This is a genomic window from Paenibacillus sp. FSL R5-0744, assembly GCF_037972555.1.
GTDB lineage: Bacteria > Bacillota > Bacilli > Paenibacillales > Paenibacillaceae > Paenibacillus_AQ.
In genome coordinates this window covers 4,571,940-4,598,029 of sequence record NZ_CP150228.1, presented here as the reverse complement: position 1 = coordinate 4,598,029, position 26,090 = coordinate 4,571,940, and the positions used below count along the sequence as shown (strand labels likewise).

General features: G+C 39.7%; 25 protein-coding genes. 19 read left to right on the top strand and 6 right to left on the bottom strand.

Translation table 11 applies throughout. The features are described from left to right. Window positions 1-22 precede the first annotated feature (22 nt). A complete protein-coding gene (locus tag MKY19_RS20335; RefSeq protein WP_339797278.1) occupies window positions 23-1,330 on the bottom strand; it encodes a GHKL domain-containing protein in 1,308 nt (435 codons plus the stop codon). Beyond that, on the bottom strand, window positions 1,323-2,060 hold the full coding sequence (locus MKY19_RS20330) for a LytTR family DNA-binding domain-containing protein (protein WP_339797275.1): 738 nt from the start codon (window positions 2,058-2,060) through the stop codon (window positions 1,323-1,325). Before MKY19_RS20330 ends, MKY19_RS20335 begins: the two co-directional genes overlap by 8 nt. A 197-nt stretch (window positions 2,061-2,257) precedes the next feature. Here MKY19_RS20330 and MKY19_RS20325 point away from each other — a divergent pair, with 197 nt between their 5' ends. From MKY19_RS20325 to MKY19_RS20290, 8 genes are all read left to right on the top strand, one after another. After that, on the top strand, window positions 2,258-3,169 hold the full coding sequence (locus MKY19_RS20325) for an ATP-binding cassette domain-containing protein (protein WP_339266060.1): 912 nt from the start codon (window positions 2,258-2,260) through the stop codon (window positions 3,167-3,169). Between the two features lie 3 nt (window positions 3,170-3,172). Beyond that, the gene (locus MKY19_RS20320) at window positions 3,173-3,970 is read left to right on the top strand and encodes a hypothetical protein (RefSeq protein ID WP_339797273.1); all 798 of its coding nucleotides are present in this window, start codon (window positions 3,173-3,175) and stop codon (window positions 3,968-3,970) included. Between the two features lie 156 nt (window positions 3,971-4,126). Beyond that, window positions 4,127-5,914 (top strand): ABC transporter ATP-binding protein, encoded by a 1,788-nt coding sequence (locus tag MKY19_RS20315; RefSeq protein WP_339266058.1) that lies wholly within the window; start codon window positions 4,127-4,129, stop codon window positions 5,912-5,914. After that, window positions 5,865-7,283: a radical SAM protein gene (locus MKY19_RS20310; protein ID WP_339797270.1), complete on the top strand. Its 1,419-nt coding sequence runs from the start codon at window positions 5,865-5,867 to the stop codon at window positions 7,281-7,283. Before MKY19_RS20315 ends, MKY19_RS20310 begins: the two co-directional genes overlap by 50 nt. Beyond that, the gene (locus MKY19_RS20305) at window positions 7,280-8,341 is read left to right on the top strand and encodes a TIGR04066 family peptide maturation system protein (RefSeq protein WP_339797267.1); all 1,062 of its coding nucleotides are present in this window, start codon (window positions 7,280-7,282) and stop codon (window positions 8,339-8,341) included. The genes MKY19_RS20310 and MKY19_RS20305 overlap by 4 nt, the downstream gene beginning before the upstream one ends. Window positions 8,342-8,355: 14 nt before the next feature. Then, the gene (locus MKY19_RS20300) at window positions 8,356-8,583 is read left to right on the top strand and encodes a hypothetical protein (protein WP_042189946.1); all 228 of its coding nucleotides are present in this window, start codon (window positions 8,356-8,358) and stop codon (window positions 8,581-8,583) included. A gap of 94 nt (window positions 8,584-8,677) precedes the next feature. Next, window positions 8,678-8,821, top strand: coding sequence for a hypothetical protein (locus tag MKY19_RS20295; RefSeq protein WP_280786537.1), 144 nt, complete (start codon window positions 8,678-8,680; stop codon window positions 8,819-8,821). A gap of 270 nt (window positions 8,822-9,091) precedes the next feature. Further along, window positions 9,092-9,451: a hypothetical protein gene (locus MKY19_RS20290; RefSeq protein WP_339266051.1), complete on the top strand. Its 360-nt coding sequence runs from the start codon at window positions 9,092-9,094 to the stop codon at window positions 9,449-9,451. A 34-nt stretch (window positions 9,452-9,485) separates the two neighbouring features. On the opposite strand, the gene MKY19_RS20285 is transcribed toward MKY19_RS20290, so the two are convergent. Beyond that, complete coding sequence (locus MKY19_RS20285; protein ID WP_339797263.1) at window positions 9,486-10,748, bottom strand: serine hydrolase domain-containing protein; 1,263 nt, start codon at window positions 10,746-10,748, stop codon at window positions 9,486-9,488. A gap of 66 nt (window positions 10,749-10,814) precedes the next feature. On the opposite strand from MKY19_RS20285, the gene MKY19_RS20280 reads away from it, so the two are divergent. The 4 genes from MKY19_RS20280 (at window position 10,815) to MKY19_RS20265 (ending at window position 16,054) form a co-directional block, all read left to right on the top strand. Further along, a complete protein-coding gene (locus tag MKY19_RS20280; protein WP_076300532.1) occupies window positions 10,815-11,498 on the top strand; it encodes a response regulator transcription factor in 684 nt (227 codons plus the stop codon). A gap of 3 nt (window positions 11,499-11,501) precedes the next feature. Continuing rightward, window positions 11,502-12,770 carry a HAMP domain-containing sensor histidine kinase gene (locus MKY19_RS20275; RefSeq protein WP_339797260.1) on the top strand — a complete coding sequence of 423 codons (1,269 nt, stop codon included), beginning with the start codon at window positions 11,502-11,504 and terminating at the stop codon, window positions 12,768-12,770. A 165-nt stretch (window positions 12,771-12,935) separates the two neighbouring features. Then, window positions 12,936-13,709, top strand: a complete 774-nt coding sequence (locus MKY19_RS20270) for an ABC transporter ATP-binding protein (protein WP_042189939.1) — start codon at window positions 12,936-12,938, stop codon at window positions 13,707-13,709. Between the two features lie 2 nt (window positions 13,710-13,711). Beyond that, a complete protein-coding gene (locus MKY19_RS20265) occupies window positions 13,712-16,054 on the top strand; it encodes an ABC transporter permease (RefSeq protein ID WP_339797258.1) in 2,343 nt (780 codons plus the stop codon). 87 nt (window positions 16,055-16,141) lie between these two features. On the opposite strand, the gene MKY19_RS20260 is transcribed toward MKY19_RS20265, so the two are convergent. Continuing rightward, window positions 16,142-16,570, bottom strand: coding sequence for a VOC family protein (locus tag MKY19_RS20260; RefSeq protein ID WP_042189935.1), 429 nt, complete (start codon window positions 16,568-16,570; stop codon window positions 16,142-16,144). 190 nt (window positions 16,571-16,760) lie between these two features. Continuing rightward, window positions 16,761-17,159: a DUF2871 domain-containing protein gene (locus MKY19_RS20255; protein WP_042189934.1), complete on the bottom strand. Its 399-nt coding sequence runs from the start codon at window positions 17,157-17,159 to the stop codon at window positions 16,761-16,763. A gap of 349 nt (window positions 17,160-17,508) precedes the next feature. Here MKY19_RS20255 and MKY19_RS20250 point away from each other — a divergent pair, with 349 nt between their 5' ends. Beyond that, window positions 17,509-17,724, top strand: a complete 216-nt coding sequence (locus MKY19_RS20250; protein ID WP_339266038.1) for a hypothetical protein — start codon at window positions 17,509-17,511, stop codon at window positions 17,722-17,724. Between the two features lie 116 nt (window positions 17,725-17,840). On the opposite strand, the gene MKY19_RS20245 is transcribed toward MKY19_RS20250, so the two are convergent. Then, window positions 17,841-18,806 carry a nitronate monooxygenase gene (locus tag MKY19_RS20245; protein WP_339266035.1) on the bottom strand — a complete coding sequence of 322 codons (966 nt, stop codon included), beginning with the start codon at window positions 18,804-18,806 and terminating at the stop codon, window positions 17,841-17,843. 208 nt (window positions 18,807-19,014) lie between these two features. Here MKY19_RS20245 and MKY19_RS20240 point away from each other — a divergent pair, with 208 nt between their 5' ends. The 6 genes from MKY19_RS20240 to MKY19_RS20215 all read left to right on the top strand — a co-directional run bounded on the left by MKY19_RS20240 (window position 19,015) and on the right by MKY19_RS20215 (window position 26,088). After that, complete coding sequence (locus tag MKY19_RS20240) at window positions 19,015-19,677, top strand: MgtC/SapB family protein (protein WP_042189928.1); 663 nt, start codon at window positions 19,015-19,017, stop codon at window positions 19,675-19,677. A gap of 508 nt (window positions 19,678-20,185) precedes the next feature. Beyond that, window positions 20,186-21,343: an ROK family transcriptional regulator gene (locus MKY19_RS20235; protein WP_339797254.1), complete on the top strand. Its 1,158-nt coding sequence runs from the start codon at window positions 20,186-20,188 to the stop codon at window positions 21,341-21,343. Window positions 21,344-21,371: 28 nt separating this feature from the next. Then, window positions 21,372-22,376, top strand: coding sequence for an asparaginase (locus MKY19_RS20230; RefSeq protein ID WP_339797252.1), 1,005 nt, complete (start codon window positions 21,372-21,374; stop codon window positions 22,374-22,376). Window positions 22,377-22,465: 89 nt separating this feature from the next. Next, window positions 22,466-24,070: a glutathione ABC transporter substrate-binding protein gene (locus MKY19_RS20225; RefSeq protein ID WP_339266029.1), complete on the top strand. Its 1,605-nt coding sequence runs from the start codon at window positions 22,466-22,468 to the stop codon at window positions 24,068-24,070. A gap of 113 nt (window positions 24,071-24,183) precedes the next feature. Beyond that, window positions 24,184-25,107, top strand: a complete 924-nt coding sequence (locus MKY19_RS20220; protein ID WP_042189920.1) for an ABC transporter permease subunit — start codon at window positions 24,184-24,186, stop codon at window positions 25,105-25,107. Between the two features lie 69 nt (window positions 25,108-25,176). After that, window positions 25,177-26,088 (top strand): ABC transporter permease subunit, encoded by a 912-nt coding sequence (locus MKY19_RS20215; protein WP_042189918.1) that lies wholly within the window; start codon window positions 25,177-25,179, stop codon window positions 26,086-26,088. The last annotated feature ends 2 nt before the right edge of the window (window positions 26,089-26,090 follow it).

Sequence of the window (26,090 nt, the reverse complement as noted above, 5' to 3'; positions counted from 1 at the left end):
ACCCTCTGGGTTCGATGTCTTTCTATGAGGTGCATTTTTGCTCAGTTTCCGCAACTGATAAGATCTCAATGTTAAAAAGACAAATTTCCACTTGGAAAATTTGGTTTTCATAGGTGATATCCCATATTCCGCCGATTTCTTCTACCGCATTCTTTACGCTTTTTAGACCGATACCATGAAAATGCTTGTCTCGTTTTGTTGTGGCTAATTCCCCGAAATGATTCATACGTATTGAATGCTGATATGGATTCTGTATTCTGATAAATAAAGTACCCTTATGATAATGAAGTTGGAATTTAATATAGGGCTGAGTCACACCTGGATGCTTGCATGCTTCTATGGCATTATCAAGGGTGTTCCCTAGAATAATGCTAAATGCATAAGCATCAAGGTCAAGCTGAGGTGGAATCTTAATATCCGTTTGAAAGGAGATACCCAGCTTTTTGGAAAATTGCGACTTGTAATTAATGATAGAGTCGATTAGGATGGAGCCGGTATTACTTTCACCTGAAGAGAGTTCTATTACTCCAAGAAGCTTATCCACATCATTCAGTCCAGCTTCTTTTTCCCCAGCTTGTAATTGAGACCTCAGGCCGAGCAAGATATTCCTGAAATCATGTTGAAACGTAAAGACTTCTTGCTGCCTTTCTTTCGTGAGCAGATACTGGTTCATATAGTAGGTGTTCTGCTGTTCCAACAAGTAGTTTTTATTCTGTGCCGATTGTATGGTTAATACACGATCACACAAAAGAATGATCAGGAAGTTGATTAACAGCAATCCTCCGGACAAAGTCGGATACAACGCCGGATATTCCCGCAATGACAGCTCGCCCGATAATTTTGCAATACTGAGGATGCTGATAAACGGAAAGCAGAACAGCCCGATCCAATACCAACTGCTTAGACTACCCTCGCCAAAAGCTTTGGTAAAACGAAGCGTGATCTGTACCAGTATAAACATCAGAATCTTCGACAAAAACAAGGTAAAGATGTATCCGCTTGTCGTATACACAGGTGCAGTAGCTGCATCTGAAAGAATAATCAGTGCGACTATAAATAAAGCAGCACCAATACGCCATTGTATTTTTCCTTTATACAAAAAGGACAAGAGAACGATCCCCACTATATTAAGCCCTAGCATCCATAAGCCGGGGAGTGGGCTGTAATGAAGGAGGAGTACGAAAATATAATAAGCAGTGTATACGGAATAAAGGATTACTTTGGATTCCCAAAGCCGTGGGAAACAATGGTCATAGAAATAATGAATGATAAATGGGAGAGCTGCCAGTGTGAGGGCATAGAACAGCTCATCCAGTAGAATATTATTCAAGCAGACTCCCCCTGAATTGCAAATAACTCTTTTTCACTACGGTGCTTTGCTTATCGCTAATCGGAAGTTCTTCCCCACTCGTTAATACAATTTTTTTGCCCTGAATTTGTTTTATGTAATCGAAATTCACAAGATACGATTGATGAATCCGCACAAACTGCTTCGAAGGTAGCTTTCCTTCTTCTATAGATAAAGTACTGTAATATTCCGTTTGATCTTCCGTTGTTTGCAAAATGATTTTTCGGCGATCACTTGCCAAGTACATAATATTACGGATTGGAATAAGTAGTTTAGTTCCACTTTGGTGTACAGGCAGTAATTTTGGTTGATTTTGCTGACGCTTGACCTTTATTTGCTGAATCATAGAGATTAGTTTTTTATCAAAAGACTCGTTATGTATAGGCTTCTTTATAAAACCAGAAGGTTGAACGTCAAATAGTTGAACATGATACTCTTCGTGGCTCGATACGTAAATCAACCGAACCCTATCATTATCACAATCTCTCCGTAATATATGACCCGCTGTTATTCCGCTTATTCCCTTCATTTCTATATCCATAAAAATAAGATCAAATGGACAACCATGTTGAATGGCTTTCGTGAAGCTTTCACCAGAATAGAATATGGATACCTCTATCTTTACGGTCTGCTGAATGGGATGGTTGAGGATCAATCTCTCAATATATTCTGTTGTCTTGAAATCATCATCACAAATAGCAATATGTATCATGTGAAATTCCCCTCCTGTGTTATAAATAATAATACATTATATGGGATTATAATCAACCTTTATCCTTTTAGGGATCACTTGGAAGCGGCGAAAGTTACATTTATTCCCGTGTTTTTTACCATGGCGATTAGTAAGTCTAGTAAACATGCTAATTTAATATCAATTAGTAGTAGCAGAGGCAATGGAGGAGTTGAAAAATGAATACAACAATCTTTGAAGCTGAGGGATTAACTAAACAGTACGGCAGTGCAAATGCGCTTCAAAATATAAATATGCAGATTAAACAGGGTGATATCTATGGCTTTGTAGGTGAGAATGGAGCAGGTAAAACCACACTCATGAAAATAATTAGTGGATTAGTTTACCCTACAAAAGGGACTATCCAATTGATGGGTAAAAGTAGTGAGAAGGACATCGCACGGGTAAGAAAAAAAATGGGGGTTTTAATAGAGCTACCTGCCCTCTACCCCCATATGAATGCTGAAGAGAATTTAAGCTTTTATTGCAAGATTCATGGTATTTCGGATTTCAAGAGAATTAAAGATGTGCTGAATTTAGTGGGACTAACGGATGTTGAAAATAAAAATACAACAGAATATTCTCTGGGCATGCGTCAACGCTTAGGGCTGGCAATTTCCCTTCTCAATGAACCGGAATTTTTAGTTTTGGATGAACCGATTAATGGACTTGATCCTACAGGAATTGTAGAGATGAGAAAATTATTAGCTAAGCTGGCACATGAAAAAGGGGTTACCATCTTGATTTCCAGCCATATCTTGAGTGAGCTCCAATTGTTAGCTACCAAATTCGGGTTTATTCATAAAGGGCAGTTCATTAAGGAAGTCTCTGTGGAAGAACTCTTACAATCAGCCGAAGCGCAAATTTGTATTAAGACCGTTGAAATAGCTGCGGCAATAAACGTGCTTAAGAACGATCTTAATATTCATTCGATCACATTGTCAGAAGCCGGAGAAATATTGGTTCCCAAGGATTTGACAGATCTTGAACAGTTAATGTCAACGTTAATTAGAAATGGAATTCCACTTGAAGGAATTAACCTGTCCACAGCAAATCTTGAGCATTATTATATGGATCTGATAGGAGAATGAGCAATGAGGGATTTTCTGAAAGCTGAGTCTTACTTTATAAGAAGGGATATCATGTTTAAGGGAATTTCTCTTCTGTTCCTTATAGCAAGTCTGGTATTAGCAATCTGGATTGGCGGTAAAGCTGGTTTTGAAATCGGTAATCTCGCGGAACCCTTAACGATTGTGACACCTTTATCTTTATTTTTTTATTTTATTATTCCAGTTTACGTATGTTTTTTTGCAACCGAAGGATTTGAATATGGATCTATCAAAGTTATCCTGGCTTCCGGACAAAGTAGGTTTATCTATATCACGGGGAAATACCTTTCTGTTTTTAAAATTATTATATGGTGGATTTTACAATTTACAGTAGTGTTTTATCTCGCTTATATGATAGCTGCTTTGATAATTGGGACTGACATCGGTAATCGTAATTTTTCTGCTGACTTGATTCAAGTTTCCCGTGTACTGGGATTAAATATCCTTTATTTATCAGCTTATGCTGCTCTAATCATTATGGTAGGTATTCTTATTAAAAGAACGGCTTCAGCGGTGGTTGTAACTTTTCTAATTATATTTGGCGACTTCATGATATCCGGTTATTTCCGTGATGCTTCCTCCGCATTGTTAAGGGGGATTTCAGACCATGCTTTAACGACCCAAGTTATGAAGTTTTCCGGAATTTACGTCGTTAATTCACAACATATAGTCCTAACCGGAGCAAAGAGCTTTATGGAAGTGGTGCTGATTCCTGTGATTATCATAGCTATTAGTTTGTCTGTCACCTATATTTCGTTTGGAAAAAGAGATATACACGCGTAGATAAAGGAGGAATTGAAATGGACAGGGGTAATAGATCACCAAAAACGATCGTTATTGTAGGTGCGTTGCTAGCTATTGTAGTTTTTGTTGTTCTTTTTGTTGGTATTGAGATGGGATGAGGCTAGTCTCAGTATATGTCGCGGGGAGTTATGTGAAATGAAATACAATGTAGTATGGATCAGCATTAAAGAGTTATTTCATCCTTACCGTAAAAACATTTGGATAATCAGTATTGTTATGTTGGTGACTTCTATAGGGAGCTTTTTGACTCCTTGGTTTACCAAGCAACTTATTGACATTGGTATTCTTGGTTTGGATTTTTATCGAGTTATTCAATACGTAGGACTAATTTTTTTAGTATTCCTTATCCAACAATTACTTGGTATTTTTCAATTCTATTACTACAAGGAAATAAGTGTGAGAATACCATATGACTTGAATAAGAAAGCTTGTAAACATGTGTTATCCGTACGCACGAAATTTTTTAAAGACAGAAATTTCTCAGTAGTGATGTCTGAGCTTTTTCAAGATATCGCCAACATATCGTCTTTGACAGACACGCAATTTTTAACATCTTTCGTTAATCTATTTAAAGTTTTCGCCGGCTTAACAGCATTGTTTTATATTAACTGGAAATTAACTCTAGTTATGCTCGCTACAATTCCAGTCAAAATGCTAATTAGCAGTTTTTTATATAAAAAGCAAGTAAAGGTATATGAAATCATTATGCACTTGCAATCAAATTTCTCAGAATGGTTAGGGGATGCAATTAGTGGCATTGAAGCGATAAAAGTATGGGGGATTACTGGAAAACGACTAGCGAAACTGAAAGTGAATCTGGATGGAAGTAAAAATGCTAAATCCAAGTTAATGCGTTATGGATTTATTGATAGTATATCGGGTTCATTTATGACGACATTGTTTACTTGTGGTCTTTACTTGTACGGTGCTTGGTTAATCCAAAAAGATGAAATCACTATTGGCGGTCTGGTATCTTTCATTTCGTACTCATCATTGGTATTTGAACCAATTACTATCATATCGTATTTGATTACGCAATTATCCAGCGTGAAACCAGCTTTTGAGCGGTTTTTAAAATTTCTAAATACCGATGCTGAAATTGATAAACCGGAAGCGAAGGAATTATTAGAATCAATATCTATCAATGATCTGAAATTCGAAAACGTATCCTTGGTTTATGAGAATGAAAAAGCTCTGGATCAAGTGAATTTTACCATTCAAAAAGGTGAGAAAGTAGCGATTATTGGTTTGAACGGCAGCGGCAAATCATCTGTTGTAAATCTGCTGCTAAGATTCTATGAGCCAACTGAAGGCATCATCAAAATAAACGATAAAGATGTGAAAGAGTATACTTTTGAATCCTATCGCTCAATATGGAGCTTGATGGCTCAAAATAATTATCTTTTCAATGATACTGTGGCGAACAATATCAACATTTCTGAAGAGCTTACACTTACTGAGATATTGGAAAGCTGCAAACAGTCAGGGGCATATTCATTTATCCAAGACCTACCCGAAAAAATGGACACTCGAATTGGTTATAATGGCGCTAAACTATCGGGTGGACAAAAACAAAAAATAGCACTTGCCCGAACATTAGCACGTAAGGATACAAAAATTCTGCTATTGGATGAAGCAACCTCAAGCTATGACTATTATTCGGAGCAGGTTTTTAACGAGGAACTGTTGTCTTCAGATCGTTATATGATGACTATCATTATCACGCATCGACCGGAAGTATTAAAGAGATTAGATAAGATTATTTATTTAAATGGTGGCAAGGTTCTTGGGATAGGAACTTTTGATGAGTTGTATACATCTCAGGAGAGTTTTAGAGATATGATTACTAGTACGCAAAGGGAGGAAACCCCGGATGCCTTTTATTCCTTTTCAAACGAGAGCGAATCTACATTACGTCTATGACATGAATAGAAACAGTATTTATAAAATCAAACAGAATCAGTATGAAGCGTTAAGTCATATTTCTGAAGGCAGTTATGAGGAAGCTGATGTAAATGTGCTTAAAGATTTTCAAAAGAGAGGGCTTTTAGCTGAATCTCCGATTCTACAAATTGAGCATCCGGCAAGTCAAATGTTGGAGTACCAGTTAGAGCGCTGTGTTAACTCAATCACTTTTCAAATGTCTCAAAATTGCAACTTGCGTTGTGGTTACTGTCCTTACTCAAGCAATGAAATTTATAATAATCGTTCACATTCTGCCCTGAATATAACCTGGGATACTCTGCAGCAAGGGATTGATTTCCTTGTAGCCCATTCTAAAGACGTGGACCACTTGCATGTAGCTTTTTATGGTGGGGAGCCTTTGATTGAAAAAAAACTCATCATAGATACTATGAAATATACACAGGAAAAAGTCAGCGGCAAAGAAATTTCCTTTGGTATGACTACTAATGGCACACTTCTGGATGATAGTTTTGCAAGGGACGTTCGTGATTTTAACATATCCATTATGATTAGCCTGGATGGACCGAAGGATGTTCATAATGAAAATAGGACGTTTGTAAATGGACGTGGTTCCTATGAGATTGTATATCGTAATGTTGTACATATTCGAGATAACTATCCTGATCTATATCAAAAACTGAAGTTCAATACAGTTATTAGTCCAGATGGTAAGTTTGAAGAGATCTTTGATTATTTTAGAGCGGGAGAAGGAGTTAGTGACCTCTCTAAAGTTAACTTTAATACACTATCCATGAACTATACAGAGACGGAATTCGTTTATGGTGAGGCTTATTTTGAAGAACGAAATTACGAAGCTTTGAAGGCATATCTATTGCTGCTAGGAAAAGTAAAAGAAGAGCCTGTGGCCTATCATAAACGTGATATCGAAACCATTTATAGCTACAAAGAGTTTCTTTCGCCAATCAATGAGACCCCGAAAATTGCTCATCCCAGCGGGACTTGTATACCAGGCTTGAAAAAACTTTTTGTAGATGTAAACGGTAACTTATTTCCTTGTGAGCGTATAGATGAAAATTCTTCACTAATGAAAATGGGAAATCTTCAGGATGGTTTTGATATTAAAAAGGTTCGAGAAATTTTGAATGTTGGAGCAGTTACGGAACAACACTGTAAAGAATGCTGGGCCTTTCATTGCTGCTCTATATGCCCCGCTGCAGCGGATAATGGAAAGGATGAACATTATTCAGAAAGCTATAAGCTTAGCAAATGCAACAGGGTTAAAGCGTCGGCATTAGAGAATTTGAAGAACTATACGATGATGAGGGAATTTAAATATCAGTTTAAAAGAGAGGATATTTCACTGTGAAGAAAAAACTGGCGGTTTACCCTTTTCACAAAGGTCTGATACCTTTATTGCTAACAGAAAGTGAGCTTCAGAATTTCGAGCTGATGTATGCCGTAGTTCCAAAAGGCTGGGAGTCATTCGATGAAGTGGACGACACTAAAAAGGCTTTAATATGTGATGAAGAGAGCTTTTATTTAAATGATCTGATTAACTCAGTTGATGTACTGTTATTATGTAAGCCTCAATTTCAAGTTGATGAATCAGGTTACTGCCGGTTAACTTCTCTTGCAGAAGAGAAGGGAAAGCATATTATGTACGTGTCTGAATTAAAAACTGTATTAAACCAATCAACCATAGAGGGTTGGGAGTGTCTGGATCTAGAGCATCCTTCTATATCGAAACAGAATGTATTAGCGAGTATCGACGTCCCAGTTATTTTAATTATGGGGATGGGGGAAAACTGCGGAAAATGGAATTTGCAGCTTAAACTAAGTGAAAACTTTCGCAATTCGGGATATAAGATGAGTTTGATTTCCAGCAATGCACTATCTAGATTATGGGGATACCATACAATCCCAGACATTATAGACGGCAATGATCTAACGTTTTCAGAACAGGTCGAGAGTATTAATGCCTATATTAAATATATAGAACAAGCTGAGAATCCAGATGTCATTATTATTGGAGTTCCAGGAAGCATTCTTAAGTATAGCACTTCAGTTCCCAATGGATATGGGTATATACCTTTCCTAATCAGTAATGCAGTCACACCAGATATCACAATATTAAGTTTGTATAACGGAAATTACGAAGAATCTCATTTGAAAGAAATGAAGTCCACTTGTTTATATAAATATGGCGTTAATATTGATTACTATCATATTTCTGAGAATGTTTGTTTATATAATCCAGAAGCAAGACAACTAGAATACTATTCTGTAGATTATCGAGACTCAATGGAAAACAATTCCTATTCTCAAGAGGGGATGTATACTTTTAATCTTTCTAATTCTACAAGTCAGGAAGAGGCTTTTAGAAGAATTATAAGTGAGCTTCAAAATAATATTCCGATGATTTAAAGGAGGGGAAGGAGTTGTTGTATCTAAACGAACAGGTTATAGAAGAAACAGTCAAAAATTATGTCAAAGAATTCGATAGAACGACCAATCTATTAGGTGTAACTTCTGTTAGAAATATCATTTATATTTTAACAGATCTCGAGAACGAACTTGGATTCCAAATCAATGATTCTTTTGTCCGTGAAATCAAAGACTTAACTGTAGAAAAACTTATTGAAGTTATACCGAAACATCTAAAGTAGTGGCATAGAAATTTCGCTCTATCATTCTCAATGCTGACATAAGAGATGTATTCAAAACAGACCCTATGACAAACTGAAAGGAGGGGACTAAACAATGGAACTGAATAAAAACGCTTCTCAACAAGTAGCTCCTATGGTCTCTACATTTGCAACTTGCTGGTGTATGTGCCTATGCCTTATTTTTACAGAAAAAAGACATAGTGACCAATTAGATGCTTTGAATGCTGTTAAAAATTAGTGAAATTATGCATCATTAATTGAGATCCTGTTTTTGACGAAGTTTTATTAGAAAATTGGCTGTTTTGGATACATCCTTTATGTCAGCATTTAAACTCTAATATAAAATCTCCGGCAACCATATTGCCAGGAGATTTTTTTGTTCAGGGCTTGTTTTGATTGGGCTGATATCGGAAGAGTACTGAAAGTCACAGAGGATTATTTTAATTATAGATATAATGAAAGCGTTATCTTTTTATTGCAGTTTACTTAAATTAAAAGGAGATAAGCTATGAGAGTGAACAAAGTTTCTTTTAACCAGCTTGTGTTTATTTGTTTAGGGATTCAATACATGTTAATGCATTTGTTCTCTGCAGGCGAGGCGATTGTCATCACATCCATAGAGCTTGTTATATACATGATTTTTACAGTTGTTGGCCTTGTAGGATTTTTTATGCGGAGCAGAAAAGTGGATAGTGAGGCTATTTCCGGATTGGTCGCATTATTCTTCAGTGTATTATGGATGGTCTCTTTATTCTCGCAATTTAAGAAAGAAAGCTACCCAGATGCTTTAACGGTAATTAATTCGCTTGGCGTAGCTACTGCCTTACTTGTGCTTCTGGCTGAGTTCATCATTATAGCTAAGGCCTAGCGTAAACACAAACAAAAAAACAAGACAGGTCTATTTAAGACTTGTCTTGTTTTTTATGCATCCCCAGAAATGAAAGCACACCCTGAGCATTCCGCTTAAATTCATATTCTGAATCATGCTTCGTATGATGGAATCTTGTTTCCGAGATTGGATAAAACGGAGTGACTTCTACATCATTCCAGACAAAATAGTAATCTTGCCCACTACGCTCGACGCTCGCTTTGCAGCCATATCCCTCATAGGTTCCCATATATGAAGCATAAATGCTATCGTCAAGCGGGTAGGCTTGCGGAGAGATCGGTACCCTTACAGGTTCGCCGAAGACTAATCCAGCTAGCGATTCCGTTAACTTAGTGACGGGTACGCAATCATAATTAGTCAACATGATTATGCTTGTTTGATCTTCAGGGTATCTATGCAGTTCACTTCGGAAGCCGCGATAGGCACCGCCGTGATACATTCTTTTTCGATCAAAACGTTCGTCCAAGAACCAACCAAATCGATATTTGAGGTTACTGGAATGAAAAGCCATCTCTAGGGTGTTATGAGACACTAATTGATCGGAGTATAAGGCTTGATCCCACAGGAAAAGATCGGCAGCGGTCGAATACATCCCGCCAGCAGATAAGATAGAACTCATATCTATGTATTCCCCCTGAGTATACTCTCCCCAAGAAGAATGATAAGGTGAGGCTAATTTTTGAATAATCTGCTGATTGTTATAAACTCCTGTATTTACCATGCCCAGAGGCTGTAATATAAAAGTAGTGATATAATCTTCAAATGTCATCCCTGTAATCTTCTCAATAATCATCCCAAGCAAATAATAACCTGAGTTGTTATAGGCAAATGAAGTGCCAGGCATAAATGCAGGGGGCTGACTCACAAATAGCTGTAACATCTCCTGTGGAGTCAGCTTTAGCTTATTTAATTTTTGATTATATTCGGGTATGGAAGTGTAGTTGGCTATACCAGAGGTATGTCCTAGCAGGTGAAGGATGGTAATCCCCTCTAGTGCATGCTGCTGAGGGAGATATTTTAGGATTGGATCTTCCAGTCTGAGACGTTTTTGTTCTTTCAGCATCAGGATAGCCATGCCAGTGAATGATTTGGTAAGTGACCAGATCCGGAATTTGGTATCTAAAGTGTTGGGGACCTGATGTTCAAGATTCGCATATCCGTACGCTTTATGTAACTTGATTTCTCCACGCTGAGCTATTAAGACTGTGCCACTTAATGGCCAGCTTTGTTCGTATTTATCTAAATAGTGCTCCAGACGCTGGAACTGTGTATCCACAGGTAACCCCTCCTTAAAGGCATATTCTAACATAATAATAAATTCAGTTGAAGTGGAGAGAAATCGATGAGATATGATTGTTTGATTATTGATGATGAAATTGAGCTTGCGGAGACCACCTGCGAATATTTTAATTTGTTTGATGTTCAAACCGCATTTGTTACGAGCGCCGATGCCTGTCGGAGCTTTTTGAGTGAGCATCAGGTGTCGATGTTACTCCTAGATATTAATTTAGGTGGTGAATCCGGCTTCCAGTTATGCAAAGAACTGCGTCAGACGACCGGGATTCCCATCCTGTTTATTAGTGCCCGCTCCAGTGAGGATGATGTATTAATTGCGCTAGATATCGGGGGAGATGATTATATTCATAAGCCGTATACCTTGAGAGTGCTGCTGGCAAAAGTAAAGGCGGTGCTTAAACGGTACAACAACGAAGTTGTAGCCGAGTCCTCCCTTCTTGAATCCGGACCCATCCAGATTGATCCCGAACTCAGAAGGGCAAGTCTTAACGGCGTACCCCTCAAGCTGAAAACAATGGAATATAAATTGCTAAAGTTTTTGATCCAGCATAAAAATCGGGTAATCCCTAAAGAGGAGCTATTTACAGGGGTATGGGGGGATGTTTTTGCGGGAGATGGCACCTTAAATGTACATATCCGTCATCTTCGTGAGAAGATTGAGCAGAATCCTAACGATCCGCAGTACATCCGTACCGTATGGGGCATCGGTTATGCTTTTGAGGATAAATAAGCTATGACTAAAAAACTGCTGATAGCTCTGATGCTCACTATACTCGCTGCAAGTAAAACTCTCTTATTGCTGATATTTAATTTGAAAGTGGAGACCTCAACAGACCGAGTGGCGATCAATACCATTGTTAAGCTTACAGAGCAGCATTGGGATAAGCTTGAGCCGAAACTGTACAAGGAAAGTCCTTATGATTTCGCCATTATTGATACTTCTGGTGAACTTAAATATCAGACTGAAAATGCGATTTCCGTTAGCGTTAACGAAGCTATCAATAATCGGGATACCTTAGTTGATGTTGTTGTTCGGGATCAGCTGGTGGGTAAAGTAATTATTAATAATGATTATCGTACGATTTTTATACATATGAAACAACAATTTATACAAGTTTCTGTTGCGATGCTGCTTTTGCTTACAATTTTAGGCATCCTCTATATTTGGTTCCTGAATAGATCCATTCTTCGTCCGTTTCGCAAAATGCAGCTATTCGCAAAGCATATCGCAAGAGGCGATCTTGAAGTGCCTCTGGAGATGGATCGTAATCATCTATTTGGTGCTTTTACCGAAAGCTTCGATATGATGCGGGAAGAGCTTGCGGCGGCTAGACACAGTGAATATTTAGCGAACAAGAGTAAGAAGGAGCTGGTTGCTAGTCTCAGTCATGATATTAAGACACCCGTCGCTTCGATGAAGGCGATTACGGAACTGATGTTATTAAGCGCAAGAGATGAGAAGACAAGCAGACAGCTAAATACCTTGTATTCCAAAGCGGATCAGATTGATCGTCTGGTCACAGACATGTTCCATTCCACCTTGGAGGAACTGAATGAACTAAACGTCAGCTTAACGGAGGAGAATAGTCACCTCCTGACTCAAATTATAAATAATGTGAACTTCTACGAACGGATTTCAGCAGCATCTGTACCAGACTGCATCATTATGGTGGATCCCTTACGGCTGCAGCAGGTCATCGATAATGTGGTGAACAATTCCTATAAGTATGCCTACGCCGGTACACCCATCGATATTCAATTCGAGATTAGGGATCATTATCTGGAGATTGATGTTCTGGATTATGGTCCGGGTATCCCTGAGGAGGAATTGCCTTTAATATTCAATAAATTCTTTAGGGGCAGTCTGGCCGTGAGCCAGAACGGTGCAGGTCTAGGTCTGTACATTTCTCGTTATATGATGCAAAAAATGCAGGGCGACATTGTATGCTCCAATCGGGAGGATGGATTTACTGTAAAGCTGCTGATTCCTTTAGCAGGATAGAATTAAGAATTCGCTAAGGATTGCACAAAGACATGTTAAGAACATTTAACGTACGATTAGGTTGCAATTACGAATGAGTCTGTAATTGCAGCCATTATATTGTGCGTAGAGCTAGGGTTACTATTAGCGTAATTAATGAGCATGAACGTAAATGGAGTGTTCAACATGAACGAAGTGAATAATAAAGTATTGATGCAGACCCATAAGCTTGGAAAAACCTTTTCCCATGGAGGAACTCAGCAGCATGTATTAAAAAATCTAGATCTGACCTTATATCATGGTGATTTCACAATTATCATGGGCAGCTCTGGTTCTGGTAAATCAACACTGCTGTATGCCATTTCGGGAATGGATAAACCAACGCTTGGAGAGGTCTTGTTTGAAGGTCAAGATATTACGGCGATGAGTAATGATCAGCTGGCGATATTCCGGCGGAAGAATTGTGGATTTGTGTTTCAGCAGATCCATCTGCTCGATTCAATGAGTGTGCTCGACAATGTATTATCAAGTGCTTTTCTTGTCCAAAAGGATAGAGCTGGGGCTGTGGAAAAAGCCAAAAAGCTGCTCTTAGATGTAGGCCTGGATGACACAATCTGGGGTAAGTTTCCAGCGCAAATCTCAGGAGGAGAAGCTCAGCGTGCCGGAATTATCCGGGCCCTGATCAACAGTCCAAAAGCGGTCTTTGCGGATGAGCCGACTGGAGCGCTAAATAGCTCAGCAGGAATAGGGGTACTGCGTGTCCTAACCGAGGTAAATAAGCAGGGGCAAAGCATAATTATGGTAACCCATGATCTCAAAACTGCGCTGCGTGGTAATCGGATCTTGTATCTGCAGGATGGAGTAGTCATCGGAGATTTGCGCCTTTCCCCTTATAGCGAAGATAGTGGACCTGAACGGCAGCAGCAATTACAGTCCTTTCTGACCGAATTGGGGTGGTAGGGATGAGAAGCTTAATAGGAAAGCTTGCTTGGTCCAATATTCGTAAAAGAAAAAGTGCAACGATTACGCTCTTCGTATTGATTATGATTGCTGCGCTGCTGCTGAACATTGGCCTCACGGTCAGCTTGAAGCTTAATTCTTTTCAGCAAGAAAAAATATCGAAGCTAAATACACCTGATATCACCGCTTATTTTCCTTTAAATGAGAATGTGAAGAATTATGAATCTCTGGTGGATAGCTATCCTTATACTGAAACATGGGAGAATGAGGCGGCGCTTCTGCTACCTGATGTAAAGATAAACTACGGGGGAAACAATACAGCTATTGCTTTCTTGATTCTTAATAAGGATTCGCAGCGCTCTATGGGACTATTTAATACCACTTCTCGGTTGGAACCTGCGGATCAAAATACAATTTATTTGCCGTATATCTTTCACGGAGGCTCAGGGTATAACCTTGGGGATACGATCTCGTTTGAATACGATAACAACAAATTCACTTATACCATCGGTGGATTTACGGAGGAACCCCTTTTTGGGACATTGACGAATGGGGCTTTGAAAATATTTTTAAACGATGAAGGTTATAAGCAATTAGAGGAACGGCTTGGGAAAGAAGTTCAATTTAATTTTTTATCTGTACAATTAAACGAACGGGCGAAAGAAGTCAAGCTGGAGCAAAAGTTGAGTGAACAGATTTTTGGATCTGGAAACACAAGTTCATTTTTAGTCATGCGAACTGATGTGGGGCTCGAAGGTAACCGTGTTTTTGTGAATATTTTAGCCGCTATTCTGATTGTATTTGCATTGATTATGGTTGTAATCTCGTTGATTGTGATCAGGTTTCAGATCTTCGGGAATATTGAGGATAACCTAACCAACATCGGTGTTTTGAAAGCGAACGGTTATACGTCAAGGCAGATCATATCCTCATTTCTTTTACAGTTCGTCTCAGTGTCTATAATTGCCTCCATACCGGGAAGTTTGATTTCTGTTCTAGTCATGCCCTTAGTAGGTAATATGATTTCGTCTTCGGTTGGACTGTTGTGGCCGACAACTTTTGAATTATTAAGTGCTTTGTTGAGTTTGCTTATCGTTACGGTGCTGATTCTCTTAGTTGCCTACCTGTCTAGTAGAAAGATTCGAAGGATTACTCCGATAGCAGCTCTTCAGAGCGGGCTTCTTACCCACAATTTTAAGAAAAATCATTTTCCACTAGCGAGCACTTCATTGAATTTGCAATTCGCCTTAAGTCTGAAGTCTTTATTTAGACAGACCAAGCAGAATTTTATGATCGTGCTGATCGTTGCAGGGTTGACCTTTTCGAGTATATTTTGCTCCATCCTTAATTTTAACTTTAAAGGGGATACTTCAGCCGTTTTAGATTTAGTGGGTCTAGAACGTACCAATTTGCAACTTGATCTAAAAAAAGCTAATCATGATCCAAAGATATTTGCAGAAGTAGAGGCCATGCCTGAGGTTCAGAAGATCTCCATATTGGAAGGTAGAGTAGCTTCTATAGATGATTCCAGTTTTATGATCCGTGTATCTGATGATTATGCCAAGCTGGAGACGCAGACGGTCTATAAAGGTAGGCAGCCCATTTTTGATAATGAAATTGCGATATCCGGTGTAATTGCAAAAATGAAAAATAAATCGATTGGGGACGAGATTCCAGTTACGTTTAATGGGGTAACCCAAAATTATTTGGTGACTGGTCTTAGCCAGCAGATTAATCAGTTAGGTATGGTTGCTACCATAACAGAAGATGGAATGAGAAAATTGCAGCCGAATTACTCAGTCCAGTCCATTAATGTGTACTTAAAGGAAGGGGAAGATCCTCAAGTCTTCATTCAAAAGCTTGAAGAACGTCTCCCTGGACAATGGAACGTAACGAACATTTTAGACATGTTAGAAAGTACGCTCAGTACATTCACTTCAGCAGTATCTTCTATGACAGCAGTCATTACCGCGGTCACGATTATAGTGGTTAGTTTAATTTTGTATTTGGTGATTAAGACGTTGATTATGAAACGTAAGCGGGAATTCGGTATTCTTAAAGGTATCGGATATACGACCTTTAATTTGATGACACAGATTACGTTCAGTCTTTTTCCGGTGATTGTAGTTGGAGTATTATTGGGGAGTTTAGCAGGTTATTTTTTCTCGGATTCGGCGTTTGTATTATTGCTTTCAAGTCTAGGCATTTATAACGTTCAGCTGGCGGTTAGTCTGCCTCAAGTGCTTCTACTGTGTGCTGTCATTCTAGTTGTTGCTTATGTGGTATCCATGTTAGTTGCAAGACGGATTCGGAAGGTCAGTGTATATGATTTGATTATGGACTAAGAGCTTGAACAAGAAACAACGAGCTGGAGGTAGGCTGCACCTGTATTAATAGGTTCCACAGCCACTCCATACTCGTTGTTATTTTTATTACATATTCATTCGTCCGTCATCATAATTGAATTGCCAATCGATGCCGAATTTATCTTTTAGACTACCATAACACGAGCTCCAGAAGGTTTCTTGTAATTCCATACCTACTTTTCCGCCTTCTTTAAGCTTATGGAAATATTTCTTTATGCCATCCAAATCCTTACTAACTACCGAAAGACTAATGTTATTTCCTTCCACAAAAGGCATGCCCGGAAAAACATCAGAGAACATTACATTACTGCCTTCGATATTCAAGCGAGTGTGCATAACTAAATCTTTGGCTTCTTCAGGAAGAGTGAAATTGGGATCAGGTGGTGTTTCGCCAAAGGTCATGATTTGTGGACGTTCAACGCCAAATACCTCCGCGTAAAATTCTGCGGCTTGACGGCAATTCCCGTTGAAATTCAGATAAACATCGATAGACATTTACTTCACTCCTTAAAAGTTTTATTGGCATCGAAAGCATGGTTTAAAGTTAAAATTTAAGATATCTCGCGACTTCCATATTGTATCATTTACCAGTGTATAAACAAATATACTTATAGTCTCATTTGGTATGAACTTAAATATGACTAATCAAAAAAAGCCGCTGGAATATGATCCAGCGGCTTTTTTCCTATGATTTAATTCGTTTACCGAGCAGAACTAGTAGCCAAATGATACCAGCACCTACTATGGCATGACCGAGACCCGCAATATGCGGTAAGAAGCTGATATCAGTCCCGTTAATTTGCAGCATCCCGCGAGTGGCCATAGTACCGATCGTGATCAGGAGACCAATGTTATATACAATGTACCATGCGCCAAAGGATTTAGCTTCATGGATATTAAATAACTTGGCTAGGATCAATGCGATTATAAAGAAGAAGAAGCCCAGTACAAGGATATGAGTATGAAGTGCAACTAAGATGGTGTTTCCTTCGAAATCATTCATTTTGGTAATTTCACGATAAGCAACACCTGCTATCAAACCAAGAATGGCATAGAAAAAAGACGTGTAATACAATTTTTTCATGATCATGACTCCTTTATGTTTATTGTTATATTGAAATCATATCTTTCAAATAAGAACGCAGTATGAACAAATGATTATATAGTGATTAATTTCACGGAATTGACAAAAATTAATCTCTTAAGCATGTCCCACATAGTTTCCACACAATATTCATCTATAATCATTAATATTATTGAACCCCACTATTCATTGAATTCAGGGTGTTCGATGGCACGGGAGGATGAATATGAAAAAAGCGGATTGGATCATAGCCATTCTAGTTATGGGAATGGGTCTGATGTGCATGTTGGTTTCAGCAAATTTTTTTCGTATTGATTTTTTCCGTATTATAAAGTAGGAGATGGTTTTTTTGAAAAGAGGAGTATTTGCAGTAATCTGTGTTGTTATTTTGTCATTTGGAATTGGAACAGCAGCTTATGCTGCCGGGTTTGCTCCAAGCACTTTTAAAGAGATGTTGCCCTTTATGAAAGAAAGACATCCTAACTTAGGTGATTCTGAGCTAGAACAAATGTATAAGAGCTGTCATCAACAAGAGGGCATTTCTAGTACTCGTGGAATGATGTAAGGCTATGCTGATATAGTGTCAACTATAAACAACGCCTTTTAAAAAGAACCCTTTGTTGCATACAACAAAGGGTTCTTTTTTTAACTTTATCATCCCATAAGTATCCTATTACAATCTTAAGTTACCGGGTTCAATGCTCCTTGATACTCATACATTAAATTGTCGATAATCTGCTGTACGGACAATATCTCTTTAATCTCATGAACTCTGGACCCGGCAAACACTAATCCGTTCTTAACATCTCCTCTAAGCGAAGTTAGCAGGGATTCCATGGTACAGAAGCGATGCGAACATACCTTTAGACAATTAGAGCATTTTGCTATTTTTAATTTGGCATCATCACTAATACGTTCTGTGAATTCATTACGAATCGCTCTGCCATCTAGCCCAACTGTAGACTTAATTAGAATAGTATCACCTTGCTGAGCATCTACATATTTTTGTTTAAAGGCCAAAGGAGCATCACATTCATGGCTCGCCACGAAACGAGTCCCCATCTGAACACCAGAAGCGCCAATCCGAAGGGCTTTTGCGATATCATTTCCCGTCAGAATCCCACCAGCAGCAATAACCGGAATCGAAACGGCTTCTACAACCTCAGGAAGAATTTCGAACATGGATCTCTCTGTGCCCAAATGGCCTCCGGCTTCAAATCCTTCCACTACGACTGCAGAGGCACCAAGTCTTTCGGATATTCTGGCTAATTTGGCGGAGGAAACAATAGACACCACAGGAGTACCATACTCTTTACCCCAAGCATAAATATCTCTGGAAATCCCGGCTCCAGAAATAATAAAGTCCACTTTTTCTTCCAAAGCGACCTTCATTTTATCAGCAAAATCCTTCATCGCGAATAGAACATTCACACCGATATATCCAATCCCTTTTGAGAGCTCTCTTGTTTTGCGAATATGCATTCTCAGTTCATCAGTGGTGATTCCTGTACCGGAAATGGTGCCGATCCCGCCTGCATTGGCTACAGCAGCAGCTAAGCCACTTAAGGATATGCCTACGCCCATACCCCCTTGAATTACAGGAACCTTGGATTTAATATGCCCAAATTGGATTGTTGGCAGTTTCATATACGCACCTCTTTCACTAGTTGTAGACCGTTATAAAATGTCTACTGGAGTAACAGTTATAAAGGTATCACAGTTAAATCTTTGCAGATGTGACTGTGCGCATGCTCAAACTATGTTAAATATCATGTTCATATTATAGGAGGGAGAAACATAGAAATCCGTTTATGATACAATAAATAGCAATATTATAAGGAGAGAAGGACTATGTATGGAGTTTGAATATTTGCTTCGTGTAGTTGGAGCTGGAATTTGTGGTGTTTTAGTTGGCTTTGAACGAAAAAGTCGGATGAAAGAAGCGGGAGTTAGAACGCATTTTATTGTTGCTTTAGGTGCTGCACTTATGATGATCATTTCAAAATATGGATTTCAGGATCAAGCTGATTGGTCCTATGTTAAGCTCGATCCCGCACGTATAGCTGCCCAGGTAGTAAGTGGAGTGGGATTTCTTGGTGCAGGAATGATTTTCATGCATAGACACACTGTGAAGGGCCTGACAACTGCAGCGGGGATTTGGGCAACGGCGGGACTAGGGCTGGCGATTGGATCGGGCCTATATATTCTTGGTGGAGGAGCAACAATTATTATCTTACTTGGACAAAAGATTTTGCATGGCCGATACAGTTGGCTGGCCTCACCGAAAACGCAACAGATTGTGATCTGTCTGACTAATTCAGAAGGAGCCGTGAGTAGAATTCAACAGCTCCTTGAAGAAAAAAATATTACCATTTTAAGCTTTCACGCTGAAAATAATAGTCTTGCCTCCGAATTGAATTTAGAAATTATCGTAAAATTTCCTGAATCGTTTAATGCTGTGAAATTGTTGTCACTGATACAAGAGGACGCGTCTGTTAAGGCAGTAGAGTTTCAATAATTTTTTTAACATTCCGCATCAAAAGTTGGTTTCTATATGAAGAACTTACTTTTGATGCGGGTGCAATTTCCATTCCACTATCAATCCGCGCACGATTCTACCTTTTTTCCAATATTCAGATCCACAAAACTTCTGCATCGACCCCAAACCTCTTTTGTTTTTAAGATATTTCCTCCACCTCTAAATTAAGTTTTTCCTATTTATAGTTTCCGCTCGGTCTATTATGAGAGCGGTTTTGGTCTTTGATGTTATGTTTGTGTTATGTATTTATTGGAGATTGTTATAAAAATCACATATTAAACGCTTTCATTTATTTCGAATAAAAAAATATGTCATTTATATTGACATACAATCAATGAGCCTTTATTATTAATCCCATCACTGGAGAAACTAAACTGAAATTTAATCAAATAATACATTAGCGTAGCTTAATTGGCAAATTTTTTCTTATTTTTATAGTTTTATTAGTTTGATTAATGCACTGAAGAAAATAATTAGGAGAATGTCTGTGAAAAAGCACGATCAGGATTTTATGAAGCGGCAAAATCGTTTGACGGTCTTCGAAATCATAAAAAATCAACAACCAATTTCTCGCGCTTCCATCGCCAAACAAACGGGTATGAGTCCTACAACTGTGAGTCGAATTGTTGGAGAATTAACTGAACAGGGCTATCTACTGGATTCGGATCAGGTATCGTCAGGATTAGGTCGGAAATCAACGTTGCTAGCTATGGTTGACGCTTCTGTATTGTCGGTTGGGGTTGAGCTGGATCGCAGTCTTATGATTGTAGGTATCGTAGATTTGCAAGGTAAGCTTCTCTGCAGCAGGCAATACCCGCGTACTCCGGACGAGAGTCCAGACAAGACACTGGAACGAATCAATGAAGCGATTGAACAACTGACGCAGCAGCATGTGATTGACAGAACGCGTATCGTCGGTATTGGCGTTGGACTTCCTGGAATTGTGAATAACGAAGAAGGTATTGTTGTCTTCTCTGTTCAGCTTGGATGGAAGAATGTTGCCTTAGCAAAACGCCTAAAGGAACTAACCGGTTTTGAAATTGCTGTAGATAATGAGTTGAAAGTTAGAGCTCTTGCTGAACACCTCAAAGGCGCTGCTGTTGGATCTGTCCGTACCGCACTATTGGGCTTCGGGCAAGGCGTTGGCTCGGCGATGATCCTTGAGGGAGAGATTTATCGCGGGGTGATGAACAGTGCTGGTGAAATAGGGCATACGACAGTGGATCCTAACGGAATGATGTGCGAGTGCGGTAAGGCGGGTTGCTTACAGACCTATATAAATATCAGTTCATTGTTGTTGGAAGCCAATCGGATTCGTCCGATTCGCACGATCGAGGAGTTATTTGAAGCAAAGGATGCAGGAGAGCATTGGGCGGTTCATTTGATCGAGCGTGCGCTCATGTATATGGCGATTACAATCAACAATGTCGTATGCATGTATAACCCCGATAGTGTGATCCTGAGTGGAGAACTCGTAGACAAATTTCCGGATATTTATGAAGCAGTCGAGAATCTATATCTTTCACGCTTCACATGGGAACCCCTTCGTGGGTCTTTCTCCATTCATCGTTCGATGTTGAACGAGAATGGTGTAATTATCGGATCTGGATTACTATCGCAAAATCGTTTTTTCGCATTGGATTAAAATAATTACATCGAAGGAGGTTGTACAGATGGGGTTTACAACATTAGTAGAAGAATATCGCGGTGGCTTACTGGAGAATGTCCATTATGGTGCAGTTAGTGTGGTCGATGAGAAAGGTAATATTTTGTATAAAGCAGGTAATCCGGAGCATATGACCTATCTTCGTTCAGCTGCTAAACCATTCCAAGCTTTACCGGTTATGAAGCGTCGGATCGATGAGGTTTACGGTTTGACAAGTAAGGAAGCCTCACTCTTTACTGCTTCGCATCGGGGAGAGGCCTTTCATATTGAAGCGCTTGAATCTCTTTTTCAGAAAATGGGATTAAAAGAAGAGGGACTTCATTGTTGTTCTACATACCCACTGAATGAGGAAGCCAAGGCAGAACGCTATCGGGCGAATGAGCCCACTCGTAAAATCTTTCATAATTGCTCAGGTAAACATGCAGGGTTAATGGGCCTTAGCAAATATATGGGTTGGGATATAGATACTTATTATGATCCTAACCATCCCGTGCAACAGGAGATCATTGATATCATGGCTTATATCGCAGAAGTATCGAAGGAATCCATTCCTCAAGGGATTGATGGTTGTGGTCTTCCTATCTTCGCACTCCCTCTTCATAAAATCGCTTATTCATATTTAAAGCTAGCCTGTCCTGATTTGATTGAGAATACGGAAATACGTAACGCAGCTGCTGCGACTGCAAAGCTTATGAACGATAATCCGGTGATGATTGCAGATACGAAATTCGTCTGCTCAGAGCTTCTAAAGGATGATAATCTGACGGCAAAGGGCGGCGCTAAAGGTGTATATGGGATTGGACTCCGAAAGGAACGAATCGGTATCTCGCTAAAAGTATCCGATGGCTCCGAGCAAGTATGGCCTTGTATCATCGCATCGATTCTGGAACGTTTAGGCTATAGCATTCAAGATACGATTGATCGTTTATATGCACTCGTGCCGAACACTATTGTTAATGATGGCGGCACAGTTGTAGGCGAACGCCGTGCTGTATTCCAATGGGAAGTCTGATTATAAAGATCGAGAATAATCTTCAAGTCTCATGAATAATTGGACTGGGAGCTTTTCTAATACATCGTTTCTAAAGGGGAGTGTATAACATGAAAGCAAAAGGAAAAGTATGGTCAATGTTCATGCTGCTGCTTATTACAGTAGTAGTGACTGCAGGGTGCGGCAACAAAGCGAACAACGAGGGACAAGGCGGCAATACCGCTGGTGGAACGGAAACTAGCACCCCAACTACAAAAAATGATAAAGACATTGTAATTGCCATCAATGCTAACTTTATTACGCTGGACCCTCATAACGCAAGCGATACACATTCAATCAGCGCTGCCAGAACGATGTACGAAGGTCTAATGGGTTTTGATGAGAATATGAACGTAGTTCCTGTCCTTGCTGCTAGCCATTCCATAAGTGAAGACGGGTTGGTCTACACGTTCAACTTGCAAGAGAACGTTAAATTCCAAGACGGCACTGACTTCAATGCTGAAGCGGTTAAAGTAAACATCGCCCGTATTCAAGATGAGAAGAACAATCTGAGACTGCGCAAAAGCTTTGCAAAGGTAGCAAAAGTGGAGACTCCTGATGCCAAAACCGTGGTTATTACACTCAGCGAGCCATACAACGCATTTTTAAATAAAGTTGCTATGGCACCTATTATTAGCCCGAAAGCTTTAGAAGAAAACGGAGCTGATATTTCGAAAAAACCTGTAGGAACGGGTCCGTTTAAGTTCAAAGAATGGGTGCAAGGTGATCGTCTAGTTGTTGAGAAGAATACGGATTACTGGCAAAAGGACTTGCCGAAAGTGGATAGTATAACCTTTAGACCCGTACCAGAAAATGGATCACGGATTGCGATGCTGAAGACTGGAGAGGCTGATTTCATTTATCCAATGCCTACCGAGCAAGTATCCGAGGTTGAAGGCCTTGAAGGAATTACTATAGATACCATCGATTCAACCATTGTTCGTTATGTTACTTTGAATACGATGAAGAAACCTTTCGATGATGTAAAGGTACGTCAAGCCATTAACTATGCTATCAACAAAGATGCGTATATCAAGGTGGTGAAATCGGGTCTTGGCGCTAAGCTTGATTCCACGATGTCATCCAAAACACAATATTATTCCCCACAAACAGGTTATGACTATGACATTGAAAAAGCTAAACAATTGCTTGCTGAAGCGGGATATCCTGACGGATTCGAAACCGAAATTTGGGGTGAGAATGAATCTGAAACTATGAAGGGTATGCAATTTATCCAACAACAGCTAGCGCTTGTAGGCATTAAAGTAGAAGTGAAGTCCATGGAAGGCGGTACTTTATCCGACCAAATTAACGCTGCTAAAACACCTGAAGAAGCAAAAATTCAAATGTGGTATGTCAGCTGGTCTCCATCCTCCGGTGATGCAGATGGTGCTACTAGAGGTTTGTTCAGTAGTGAAATGTTCCCACCAGCTGGCTCGAATACAGCTTATTATAAAAATGAAAATGTAGATAAATGGATTGCTGAAGCAAACAAATCTGTTGATCCGGAAGCGGCTAAATCCATTTATGCAAATATTCAAAAAACAGTATGGGAAGATGCTCCGTGGGCATTCATGGGCGTTGACCAAATCATCTCAGGCAAACGATCGAATCTGGAAGGTGTCAAAGTCTTCCCGGATGGTTCCATTAATGTCCTAAATGCAGAAGTGAAATAATTCAAGTCAAACGCAAGATTTAATTTCCCAAGAATTGAACGAGGCCGCTTCTTAAGAATGGTAGGAAGCGGCCTCAACTAAATCATTTGTCGATACTGAAGGGGGCTTATGAGTTGGGTAGATATGCTTTACAAAGACTCCTCGGGGTTATTCCGTTGCTATTCATTGTATCGGTATTAGTCTTTCTGTTTATTCACTTAATTCCGGGCGATCCGGCCCGGCTTATTGCGGGTAAAGACGCCACACTTGAAGAGATTCATGGCATTCAAGAGCAACTAGGTCTCAATCTGCCGCTGTGGAATCAATACATAAACTACATGAGCGATCTACTAAGTGGTAATCTGGGCAATTCGATTCGATCAGGGATTCCAGTAACCGATATGCTAGAAAGTAGAATAATGCCTACCTTGTGGTTAACGTTTCTCAGCATGGCTTGGGCGCTTGTCATTGGTCTTCTAATTGGTGTTATTTCAGCGGTTTATCGTAATAGATGGCCTGATCACTTAGGCACATTGACAGCCATTTCGGGGATGTCGATTCCTGGATTCTGGTTAGGTTTGGTACTCATTCAAATTTTCTCGGTAGAGCTTGGATGGTTTCCGACCGGTGGTGTAGATTCCTGGAAGTCGTATATTCTTCCTTCCATTACACTTGGAATGGGAATTATGTCGATGCTGGCTCGTTACTCACGGTCATCGATGCTAGAAACGTTACGGGAGGATTATATCCGTACTGGACGTGCGAAAGGCTTACGCGAGTATGTTGTTATTAGCAGGCATGCGCTGCGCAATTCTCTTATACAGGTCGTTACTGTAGCTGGACTTCAATTTGGATTCTTGCTTGGTGGATCGGTTATGGTTGAGACAGTTTTCAGTATTCCTGGTCTTGGTAGACTGCTGGTGGATTCCATTTTGTTCCGGGATTATACAGTTATTCAAGCTTTGCTGCTGCTGTTTTCAACACAATTTATTCTTATCAATTTAATTGTAGATTTATTGTATGGCGTACTCAATCCGAAAATCAGGTTTTCTCAGTAAGCTAGAGTAACTGAGAGGCAGAATTACGATAGTTTTCTATAGGGTGAATATAGGATTAGGAGGGATATCATGAGCGACAATTCGGCGGTAATGGGAACCAATTCTCCTATACCCGGAGAGGTAATAGCCCCGGAGAAAACAAAAGGCCGCGCGGGAGTTTTTATTCGCAAGTTCAGCAAACAAAAGATGCCCCTTGTGGCTGCATTTTTTATCATATTGCTTTTTTTAATTGCCATTTTCGGGCCATTTCTGACCCCTTATAATCCTGATGAACCGAACTATGATGCGCTAATGCAGGGTCCGTCTGCCAAGCATTGGGCGGGAACGGATGAATACGGCCGTGATATTCTAAGTCGCTTAATTGATGGTACAAGGTTGACTTTGGCGGTCAGTCTGAGCTCCGTATTGATAGCAGGTGTACTTGGAACCATCCTTGGTCTTGTCAGTGGATATTATGGCGGTTGGCTGGATCGGATTATTATGCGTGGCAGTGACGTATTGTTCTCATTCCCTGATTTACTGCTTGCCATTGGGATCGTCGCTATACTTGGGCCTGGTTTATCCAACGTTGTGATTGCCGTTGCAGTCTTCGGTACACCCTCGTTCGCCCGCATTATTCGGAGCGTAACATTGTCTGCGAAGGAAACATTGTTTGTTGAAGCTGCCCGTTCAATGGGTGCAAAGAATCGTCGAATCATTTGGCGACATATTTTTCCTGAAACAGTCCCTAGTATCATCGTTAATCTATCCATGAAAATTGGTGGGGCAATCTTAGCCGCTGCGTCACTGAGCTTTCTTGGAATGGGTGCGAAGCCAACGGAGCCCGATTGGGGGGCAATGTTAAGCATGGGGCGCGATTATTTAAGTATAGCTCCACATATCGTTTATTTTCCGGGTTTAGCTATATTTTTGACAGTACTTGCATTTAACCTGGTCGGGGACGGACTGCGCGATGCTCTTGATCCCAAAATGAAAAACTAAGG